At 59.6% G+C, this 1,339-nt stretch carries 2 protein-coding genes; both read left to right on the top strand.

Annotation, left to right across the window (positions count from 1 at the left end; genetic code table 11):
- A partial coding sequence (locus AC0L3B_RS38095) for a flagellin (RefSeq protein ID WP_473334782.1) occupies nt 1-813 on the top strand: 813 nt, incomplete at its 5' end.
- A gap of 358 nt (nt 814-1,171) precedes the next feature.
- Nucleotides 1,172-1,339 (top strand): flagellin N-terminal helical domain-containing protein (locus tag AC0L3B_RS38090; RefSeq protein ID WP_473309465.1); only part of this gene is annotated, 168 nt, incomplete at its 3' end.

Raw genomic sequence — 1,339 nt, 5'->3', positions numbered from 1 at the left:
ACGGGTGGCATCAACGGCAAGAGCTTGACCTTCAGCTCCTTCAACGGCGGCACGGCGGTCAACGTCACCTTCGGCGATGGCACCAACGGCACGGTCAAGACGCTCGATCAGCTCAACACGCAGCTCCAGGCCAACAACCTGTCTGCCACGATCGACGCCAACGGCCTGCTCACCATCTCCTCGACGAACGACTACGCGTCTTCGACGCTTGGTTCGGCGGCCGCGGGTGGTGCGATCGGCGGTACGCTGACCTCGTCGCTGACCTTCTCGACCGCTTCTAGCCCGGTCGCTGACAATGTCGCACAGACGACCCGTGCGAACCTGGTCTCGCAGTACAACAACATTCTGAACCAGATCGACACGACCTCGCAGGACTCCTCGTTCAACGGTGTGAACCTGTTGAACGGTGACCAGCTCAAGCTGGTATTCGACGAGACCGGCAAGTCGAACCTGAACATCACGGGTGTGACCTACAACTCCAAGGGTCTCGGCCTCGCCTCGTTGACCAGCGGTGTCGACTTCATCGACAACTCTGCGACCAACAAGGTGCTGTCGAACCTCAACGCCGCCTCGAGCACGCTGCGTTCGGAAGCGTCGAGCCTCGGTTCGAACCTCTCGGTGGTGCAGGTGCGTCAGGACTTCAACAAGAGCCTGATCAACGTGCTGCAGACCGGCTCGTCCAACCTGACCCTGGCCGACACCAACACCGAAGCGGCCAACAGCCAGGCGCTGTCGACCCGCCAGTCCATCGCGGTCTCCGCGCTGTCGCTGGCCAACCAGTCGCAGCAGAGCGTGCTGCAGCTGCTCCGCTAACAAGCGGACGACATCGCAACCAAGACATGGCGGCGGGGCTTCGGCCCCGCCGCTTTCTTTTTGCAACGGCATCAGAGTGCCGCTGGACGAAGTGCGGACGATGCATTCGGATGCAGCCGATTGCTTACCCTGATTATGGTTGACAAGTCGCAAACGCCGGATCGTTGCGCGAAAAAGCGTCATGCTATCATGACGATATGGACGAGCCTGAGATGGCTCCGATCGCTCATATGGTGAATCCGCGCAAGGACTGGCGCGACACGCTTCATGCTTTGTTAGCCGTCTGTGTTCACCGTCCCGGACATCGATTAATCCTAATCGAAGTTTGTTGCGTCGCGTACCAGAAGGGTAACACTCAATGTCCGGTATTGTTCTCTCCTCGTCGGTTCGTCAGAACCTTCTCTCTCTCCAGTCCACCGCTGATCTTCTCGCCACCACCCAAAGCCGCTTGTCGACCGGCAAGAGCGTCAATTCGGCCCTGGACAATCCCACCAACTTCTTCACGGCACAGTCGCTCGACAACCGC

The organism is Bradyrhizobium sp. Kon56, from assembly GCF_055807635.1.
The sequence above is the reverse complement of the archived record's forward strand: the minus strand, read 5'-3'. Positions and strand labels throughout refer to the sequence as shown.